At 73.7% G+C, this 8,454-nt stretch carries 8 protein-coding genes; 4 read left to right on the forward strand and 4 right to left on the reverse strand.

The window, feature by feature from the left end; all coding sequences use genetic code 11:
- Positions 1-91: 91 nt before the first annotated feature.
- The 3 genes from ACFY04_RS18170 to ACFY04_RS18180 are packed head-to-tail and all read right to left on the reverse strand — an operon-like array spanning position 92 to position 4,706.
- Complete coding sequence (locus ACFY04_RS18170) at positions 92-1,666, reverse strand: phytoene desaturase family protein (RefSeq protein WP_389117808.1); 1,575 nt, start codon at positions 1,664-1,666, stop codon at positions 92-94.
- Complete coding sequence (locus tag ACFY04_RS18175; protein WP_389117809.1) at positions 1,663-3,774, reverse strand: tetratricopeptide repeat protein; 2,112 nt, start codon at positions 3,772-3,774, stop codon at positions 1,663-1,665. Before ACFY04_RS18175 ends, ACFY04_RS18170 begins: the two co-directional genes overlap by 4 nt.
- A 26-nt stretch (positions 3,775-3,800) precedes the next feature.
- Entirely contained in the window at positions 3,801-4,706 is a 906-nt protein-coding gene (locus ACFY04_RS18180; RefSeq protein WP_389117810.1) for an oxygenase MpaB family protein, read from the reverse strand.
- A gap of 281 nt (positions 4,707-4,987) precedes the next feature.
- Between ACFY04_RS18180 and ACFY04_RS18185 the strand changes: the two genes are divergently transcribed.
- The 4 genes from ACFY04_RS18185 to ACFY04_RS18200 all read left to right on the forward strand — a co-directional run bounded on the left by ACFY04_RS18185 (position 4,988) and on the right by ACFY04_RS18200 (position 7,486).
- On the forward strand, positions 4,988-5,980 hold the full coding sequence (locus tag ACFY04_RS18185; RefSeq protein ID WP_389117813.1) for a DUF4344 domain-containing metallopeptidase: 993 nt from the start codon (positions 4,988-4,990) through the stop codon (positions 5,978-5,980).
- 76 nt (positions 5,981-6,056) lie between these two features.
- Positions 6,057-6,449 carry a molybdopterin-binding protein gene (locus tag ACFY04_RS18190; protein WP_389117814.1) on the forward strand — a complete coding sequence of 131 codons (393 nt, stop codon included), beginning with the start codon at positions 6,057-6,059 and terminating at the stop codon, positions 6,447-6,449.
- Between the two features lie 63 nt (positions 6,450-6,512).
- Positions 6,513-7,076 carry a MepB family protein gene (locus ACFY04_RS18195; RefSeq protein WP_389117815.1) on the forward strand — a complete coding sequence of 188 codons (564 nt, stop codon included), beginning with the start codon at positions 6,513-6,515 and terminating at the stop codon, positions 7,074-7,076.
- Positions 7,073-7,486 carry a VOC family protein gene (locus ACFY04_RS18200; RefSeq protein ID WP_389117817.1) on the forward strand — a complete coding sequence of 138 codons (414 nt, stop codon included), beginning with the start codon at positions 7,073-7,075 and terminating at the stop codon, positions 7,484-7,486. Before ACFY04_RS18195 ends, ACFY04_RS18200 begins: the two co-directional genes overlap by 4 nt.
- A gap of 68 nt (positions 7,487-7,554) precedes the next feature.
- Here ACFY04_RS18200 and ACFY04_RS18205 read toward each other — a convergent pair whose 3' ends face one another.
- Positions 7,555-8,034, reverse strand: a complete 480-nt coding sequence (locus ACFY04_RS18205) for a hypothetical protein (RefSeq protein ID WP_389117820.1) — start codon at positions 8,032-8,034, stop codon at positions 7,555-7,557.
- Positions 8,035-8,454: the final 420 nt, after the last annotated feature.

Genomic DNA, 8,454 nt, shown 5'->3' on the forward strand with positions numbered 1-8,454 from the left:
CTCGTCCGACAACGTCAACTCGGCCTTCGGCCGCCCCATCCCCGCCATAGACCAAGCCTACACATCTACACAGAATTCAAGACTCAGAAGACTAGTGCCCCAGTACCGCCATCGCCGCGTTGTGCCCCGGGACCCCGCTGACGCCGCCGCCGCGGACCGCGCCCGCCCCGCACAGCAGGACGTTGCGGTGGGCGGTCTCCACGCCCCACCGGCCGCCCGCGTCGGCGTAGGGCCAGGACAGGTCCCGGTGGAAGATGTGGCCGCCGGGGAGCCGCAGTTCGCGCTCCAGGTCCAGCGGGGTCTTCGCCTCGATGCACGGACGGCCGTCCGCGTCGAAGGCGAGGCAGTCGGTGAGCGGTTCGGCCAGGTGCGCGTCGAGCTGCGCGAGGGTGGCCGTCAGCAGGACCTCGCGGGCCTGCTGGTTGTCCTTCTCGAACAGCCGGGCCGGAGCGTGCAGGCCGAAGAGGGTGAGGGTCTGGTAGCCCTGCTCCACCAGTTCCGGGCCGAGGATCGTCGGGTCGGTCAGCGAGTGGCAGTAGATCTCCGAGGGCGGTACGGAGGGCAGTTCGCCGGAGGCGGCCTCCGCGTAGGCCCGGGCGAGCTCGGCGTAGCCCTCGGCGATGTGGAAGGTGCCGCCGAAGGCCTCGCTCGGGTCCACCGAGGTGTCCCGGAGCCGGGGCAGCCGGCTCAGCAGCATGTTGACCTTGAGCTGCGCGCCCTCGGGTGCCGCGGCCGCGGCCGCGCCCTCCGGCAGGGTCTCGCCGAGGAGTTCGGCGAGGGCCCGCGGCGAGGCGTTCACCAGGACCGTGCGGCCGACGACCCGGCCCTCCCCGGTCGCCGTACGGAACACCACCTCGGCCGGGGCGACCCCGTCCGTGTCGATCCGCAGCACCTCGTGGCCCGTCGCGATCTCCGCCCCGGCCGCCAGGGCGGCCGCCGCGAGGGCGTCCGTCAGCGCGCCCATGCCGCCGACCGGGACGTCCCAGTCACCGGTGCCGCCGCCGATGACGTGGTAGAGGAAGCAGCGGTTCTGCGCGAGGGAGGGGTCGTGCGCGTCCGCGAAGGTGCCGATCAGCCCGTCGGTGAGGACCACCCCGCGGACCAGGTCGTCGGCGAAGTTCCGTTCCACTGCCTGCCCGAGGGGCTCCTCGAAGAGCATCCGCCAGGCGTCCTCGTCGTCGATCCGGGCCCGCAGCTCCGCCCGGGTGGGCAGGGGCTCGGTCAGGGTCGGGAACACCTTCTCGGCGACCCGCCCGGTGGTCCCGTAGAAGGCGCGCCAGCTCTCGTACTCCCGCTCCGAGCCGGTCAGCCGCGCGAAGGACTCCCGGGTGCGCTGCTCTCCGCCGCCGACGAGCAGTCCGCCGGGCCGCCCGCCCCGCTCCGTGGGCGTGTACGAGGAGATCGTGCGGCGGCGTACCGCGAACCGCAGGTCCAGGTCGCGCACGATCTTCGACGGGAGCAGGGAGACGAGGTACGAGTAGCGCGAGAGTCTGGCGTCGACGCCCACGAAGGGGCGGCTGGAGATCGCCGCCCCGCCCGTGTTCCCGAGCCGCTCCAGGACCAGCACCGAGCGGCCCGCCCGGGCCAGGTACGCGGCGGCCACCAGGCCGTTGTGCCCACCGCCCACGATCACGTCGTCGTACACGTCCCGCCCGAAGGTCGTCATGGCTCTTGGTAGCACACCTGGCCGAGCCGCTCCAGACAGTGCGCCTCGTCGGCGTGGGCCAGGACCGTGTCGGGGTGGTCGTCGCCGAGGGCCCGTTCGCGGATGCCGGAGAGGTCCCGGTAGATGGGCAGCGCCTCGTCCCAGCGGCCCAGCCGGCCCAGCCCTCCGGCCAGTTCCCGGCGGCTGACCAGGGTGTCCGGGTGCTCGGGCCCGAGCACCTCGGCGCGCAGGGCGGCCACCTCGCGCGCCTCCGCCACCGCTTCCGCCCAGCGCTCCAGACGGCCCAGGTTGACCCCGAGGACGTGCCGGGCGCGCAGCGTCTCGGGATCGGTGACCCCGTAGGCGCGGGTGCGGTCGCGGACCAGGCCCCGGAACAGGTCGAGGGCCTGTTGGCTGTTGCCGGTGCGGCCGAGCGCGATGCCGACCTCGTAGCGGGCGGCCAGGGTGTCGGGGTGGTCGCGGCCGAGCACCCGCTCCCGTACGACGCCGACCTCGTGGAAGGCGACCAGGGCCTCCTGCCAGCGCTCCAGGCGGCCGAGCGCGTACGCCGCCTCGTAGCGGGTCAGCAGGGTGTCCGCGTGCTCGGCGCCCAGGACGGCCGCCCGGTCGGCGGCGACCTCGGCGGCGGTGGCATGGGCGTCCGCGTACCGGCCCAGCGCACCCAGCGCGCAGGCCAGGTTGTGCCGGCAGCGCAGGGTGTCGGGGTGGAGCGGGCCCATGGTCCGCTCGCGGGCGACGAGCACCGCGCGGTAGACGTCGTGCGCCTCCTGGTGGCGCCCGAGCCGGCCCAGCTCGTACGCGGTCTCCTGGCGCGCCGCGAGGGTGTCGGCGTGGTCCGCGCCGAGTACCCGCGTGCGCCCTTCGGCCACGGCCGTGTACCCGGCGAGCGCCTCCTCGGGACGGCCCGCGCGGCTGAGGGCGTACGCGCGCGCGTGGCCGGCGGCGAGCGCGTCGGGGCCGCTGCCCCGCGGGCCGGCGGGGCGCGGGAAGCCGTACGCGGCGGTGAGCCGCGGGTCCTCGGCGGGCGCGGGGCGGACGATGGTGGTGGTGCCGGGGTGGACCGGGGGGTATGCGCCGCGCGGGCGCGGCACCGGCGGACCTCCGGCGGGGCGCGCGGCCGTCCAGGCTCCGGTGAGCACGGCCCATTCGCCGCTCGCCGGCCGGGCGCCGATCCCCGCCTTGCGGCCGGCGGTCATGCCGCGGGCCCAGGGCGGGAGCGGGGCCTGGGCGCCGGGCAGCCCGCCCGGTCCCAGCCGTGCCTCGACGAGCCGGCGGTGCACGTGGCGGGCGTCGCCCGGCCGGTCCTCGGGGCGCTTGGCGAGCAGGTCCAGGACCACCTCGTCGAAGTAGCCGGGCAGCTCGGGGCGGTGCTCGCGCAGCGGTACGGGCGCGTTGTCGCGGTGGCCGACCAGCACCGACCAGGAGTCGCCGAGGTCGAAGGGCGGGGCGCCGGTGGCGATCTCGTACAGGACGCAGCCGAAGGAATAGAGGTCGCTGCGGTGGTCGACCTCGCCGCCCGCGATCTGTTCGGGCGACATGTAGTGCGGGGTGCCCATGGCCATGCCGCCGCCCGTGAGCTTGGCGGTGAAGCCGATGTCGTGGGCGAGGCGGGCGATACCGAAGTCGCAGATCTTCACGGTGCCGTCGGTGAGCCGCATGATGTTGGCGGGCTTCAGGTCGCGGTGGACGACGCCCTGGTCATGGGTGTAGCCGAGGGCGGCGGCCATCTGCTCGGCGATGTCGACGACCACGTCCACGGGGAGCGGGCGCGTGTCGTTGTCCTCCAGGAGCTGGCTGAGGTTGCGGCCTTCGAGGAGTTCCATGACGAGGTAGAGCGGGCCGCCCGCGGCGCTGTCGTCGCCGAAGTCGTGGACGACGGTGACCCCGCGGTGCTGGAGGGACGCGGCCACGCGCGCCTCGCGCCGGAACCGCTCGCGGAGCACCTGGGTGAAGTGGGCGTCCTGCTCGGCGCCGATCGGCTTGAGGCACTTCACGGCGACCTGCCGGCCCAGCGATTCGTCCCGGGCGCGCCACACCTCGCCCATACCGCCGCGCCCGATCAGATCGAGCGACCGGTAACGGCCCTGGATCAGTCTGGACTCCGCCATGTCTTAAAGCCGCCCCCGTTTTCGTGCTACGCCCTCCCCGGCCGGTCCAGTATGGCCGCTGATGTACGCAGTGTGTACGGCGAAGGGCGGCTCCCGGGGCCCATGCGACGCATCGCTTTCAAGATGTGACCTGGAGGCAGCTGCCAGCGTAGACCTGCGGGAATGCTGCGCAGTACGCGCCCGGTGAGGCGCATGCGCCGGGTGACGCCGCGCGGGGCCGGTGCGGGCCGCCCGTACAGCTGGTGCGCCCAGCCCGGGAGGGAACCGTACGCCAGGCCGGCGATGGGCGGCCACAGCAGGTTTCGGCCACGTACGAGGAGGGCAGGGACCGGCGGGCCGCGCAGGAAGTCGTCCACGGCGAGGGCGTCGGGGCCGGCGGCGAGTTCGGGGCGGATCCGGTCGAAGTACGAGGCGAGCCCGGCGGTGTCGGCGGGGACCCCGGCCGGGTCGAGTCCGACGAGGCGGGCGCCCACCCGGTTCTCGTCGACGTAGCGGTCGGCCTGGGCGGCGGTGAGGGGGACGCCGGAGCGGCGCAGTACGTGCAGGAAGCTGTCGATCTGCGCGCAGTGGATCCACAGCAGCAGCTCGGGGTCGTCGACGGGGAAGCGTTCGTCGGTGTCCGGATCGGTGGCGGACAGTTTGCGGTGGATCGTGCGGACGCGGAGGCCGGCGCGCTCGGCGGCCTCGGTGGTGCCGTAGGTGAGGGTGCCGACGAAGTCGGCGGTGCGCAGCAGCCGCCCCCAGGCGTCCGACCGGAAGTCGGAATTCTCCATGACCCCGCGGACGGCGCGCGGGTGGAGGGCCTGGAGGTAGAGCGCCCGGATCCCGGCGATCCACATCATCGGGTCGCCGTGGCACTGCCAGGTGACGGACGCCGGGCCGTACAGCCCCGGGTCGGCGCCGGGGCGCGGTCCGGTCGCGGTGGTCCCCATCCCGTACCTCCCCGTCGCAGACGCCCGACGGCTCCAGCCTACCGATCCGGGGCGGCCGCCGGTGGCCGCCAGGAGGGCGAACGCCGTGCGGCAACCCGCGGCCGGCGCCGTACGGGGTCCGCTGCGCGCCCCGGCTCCTCGACCGCCGCCCGGCGGCGGTCTCCGTACGGCCGCGGTCGTGGGCCGCCCGCCGGTGACCCCCGAACGGGCCGCTCGACGGGCACCCGCCTCCGAACGGCCGGAGGATCGGTGCGGGAACACGCGACGGGAGCCGACCAAGGATGCCGAACACCGCCGATTGCCCGAAGAGGGCGCGCATCGTCCTGTCAGGCGTGCTGGCCCTCGCCGGGGTCGTCCTGGCCGGGTGCAGCGGCGCTGCCCGCGACGCCGGGCAGGGGCCCGGAGCCGGACCTCGCCCCCAGGCGGCGCGCTCCGGCAGGGTCACCGTCGTCTACGAGGCCCGAACGGTCGAACCGGCGGACCGGGAGGCCGTGGCGCTGATCCGGAAATCCCGCGTGCTGGAGCGGTCGGCCGACTGGGTGAACAGAGCGCTCACCCTCCCGCACGACATGGTCGTGAAGGTCACCGCGGACGTACCGCCCGGCGTCACCGACGCCGTCACCCAGCCCGACGGCAGGACGGTCTTCATCCCGCCGTCGTTCCTGACGGCCATCGAGAAGGCCCTCGCCGACGTCGTGAAGACCGTCGAACGGCCCGCCCCGTTCCCCGCGTCCGAGTACAACACCGACGACCTGACCGTGCTGTCGACCGAGTTCATCTTCGGCCACGAGATGGGCCACGCCCTGCAACGCCAGTTCCTCCTGGCCAACCTCGGCCTCGAAGAGGACGCGGCCGACGGCTTCGCGTCCTTCTACACCGTCAACGAGGTCGGGCCGGGCCCGTCGCTGGCCGCCGCGATCCTCTTCGACGAGATCGCCCGCAAGGAAGGCACACCGACCCTGGAGGGCATGTCGAGCGACCACCCCGTCACCCAGCAGCGGGCCTTCAACTTCCTGTGCTACCTGGAGGGCAGCGACCCGAAGAAGTACCAGCGGTCCCTGGTCGACAGCGGCTATCTCCCGAAGACCCGCGCCCCCCTCTGCCCCCAGGCGTGGGCGATGCTGGACTACGGCTGGTGGACCCAGCTCCAACCCCACTTCAGCGGGGCGTTCAGGGCCCAGGGTGACGAGGAGCAGAAGAAGGCGCACGCGCGGCTGATCGCGGAGACGGAGGCTCTGGCGAAGCGGATCGACGAGATCCGCAGCAGTCAATGAGCCCGCCCGGCACAGGCCCGGGAAGCCCTGCCGGACCCGTGCCGTGGCCGGGGCGTCGGCGGCATAGAGTTGCGGGGTGCAGCTCTACACGATCGGCGAGGCCGCCCAACTCCTCCGCGTCAGCACCGACACCGCCCGCCGGTGGGCGGACGCGGGCCGCTTCCCGACCCTGCGGGACGGCAACAAGCGGATGATCGAGGGCGCGCATCTGGCCGCCTTCTGCGTGGCGCTCGCCCAGGAGGCGGCCGAGGGCGACGGCGAGTCCGCCACCTCGGCGCGCAACGCGCTGCCCGGGATCGTGACGGCGGTGACGCTCGGCGAGGTGGCCGCCCAGGTCGAGATCCAGGCCGGCCCGCACCGCGTGGTCTCCCTGCTGACCCGCGAGGCGGTCGAGGAGCTCGGACTCGCGGTCGGCGTGCAGGCCGTCGCCCGCGTGAAGTCCACCAGCGTCCACATCGACCTCGACTGACCGCGGCACGGCGCGGCGGCCCTCGGGCCGCGGGCCCGGTCCGGGCCGTGACAGGGTGAAAGCATGACGACGCACCGCGAACACCCATCCCCTCCCCACCCCCAGCCGTGGTCGGACACCGCCGCGGCCACGGTCCACGCGGACCTCGTCGCGGCGAAGGCGCTCGTCTACGACCCCTGCGGATTCACCTGCTCGCTGCCGGTCCCGGAGGCCGAGGGCGCGGACTACGCCGCCCACACCTTCACCCTGGACGGCCGCGCCGTCCGGTTCCGCGCGGCGAAGACCACCCCCACGAAGGTCGGCCAGTTCGTCACCGTCTGGAAGCGCTCCCCGGCCGGTCCCATCCAGCCGTTCGACGCCGCGGACCCGGTGGACCTCTTCGTCATCAGCACCCGCGACGGTCACCGCCTCGGCCAGTTCGTCCTCCCCCTGGAGGCGCTCCGCCGGCACGGCGTCGTATCGACGGACGGCTCCGGCGGGAAGCGCGCCTTCCGCGTCTACCCGCCCTGGGTGACCACCACCAACCGCCAGGCCGGCAGCGCACAGGAGTGGCAGCTGGACCACTTCCTGCCCCTGCCCCAGGACGGACCCGTGGACCTGACCCGCGCCCGGGAGCTCTACACGTGAGCGGGCCGGTCAGCGGCACGCTGCATCACATCGAGCTGTGGGTGCCGGACCTCGACCGTGCGATCGCCTCGCTCGGCTGGCTCCTGGAGGCCCTGGGCCACACGCCCTACCAGCACTGGGCCGACGGCCGCAGCTGGCGGCTCGGGCCGACGTACCTGGTCGTCGAACGGTCTCCGGCCCTCACCTCCGACCGGCACGACCGCTGCCGGCCGGGACTGAACCACCTGGCTTTCCATGTGGAGGACGCGGCGTCCGTCGAGCGCCTCGCGGAGGAGTCGATCCGTCACGGCTGGCACCTGATGTTCCCGGACCGGCACCCGCACGCCGGCGGCCCACAGCACTATGCCGCCTACCTGGAGAACGACGACGGCTTCGAGGTCGAACTCGTCGCGGTCACCGCCGCCGGCTGACCGCCCGGACCGTGGTGTGGTGGCCGGGTACGACAACAGGATGCGTGCGGAGGGTCACGGGCGGCGGGCTACGTTCCGGTACCGGTCTGCCGGCGGCTGCTGTCGGAATCAAGGGCTACGACGGTGAAGCAGACGGCGGCTCCGAGGCCCAGGAGGAAGAAGACCGGGTTGACGTAGCCGGGGACGGAGGTGGTGTAGTTGCCGACGTCGTCGGTCTCGCACACGAACCGCAGGGGCACGTACTCCACCCGGTAGCCGGTGATCCCCTCCGCCCGGGACTCCCAGCCCGCGGTACGGCAGGGCGGAATGGGGATCGAGTTCGTCCCACCGTCCTCGGCAGACACGACCGCGCCGGTGACATGCAGCAGGCCCCAGGCGTACACGCCCACCGCAGTCGCCGCCGACGCGAAGCCGGCAGTGCGCAGCCAAGCCGCGCTGTCGGCACGCTTCGAACCCCCGGCCCGGGCCATAACCCCGACGGCCCGACCCGCGAAGACCAGCGGAAGGATCAGACCCACAGGAACGAGAACCAACAAGAAGTACGCCACGACCCGACCCCACCATCGCGGCAGGAGCGAGCACTGTGCCGGACCCCACAATTCCTGCAACAACTCCGTAACCGCTGACGGCATGTGGCGCCGGCGGCGTAGCGCTCGTACTCTGCGGCGGATAGCACGGGGCCACCCGGGAACCCCAGCTTGCCCTGCGCGGCGAAGACGGCCTTGCCGATGCCATAGCCGAGGAAGGGCACCGCCATCACACAAGCGGGCCAACGCACTTGACGTACGGATTCGTTTCTCATGCCGTGAACCGCAGGCACCGGGGGCGCGGCAGCCATTGTGCGGTGGGGGGGGGGGGGGGGGCCCCCCCGGGGGGGGGGGCCGCCCCCCCCCCCCGCCCGCCGCCGCGGGGGCGGCGGGGGAGGCCCGGAGGGCCGGCCGGCCGACGCGGGGGGAAGGAGAAAATTT

The sequence above is a fragment of the Streptomyces sp. NPDC001549 genome (assembly GCF_042894025.1).
Classification (GTDB): Bacteria; Actinomycetota; Actinomycetes; order Streptomycetales; family Streptomycetaceae; genus Streptomyces; species Streptomyces kutzneri.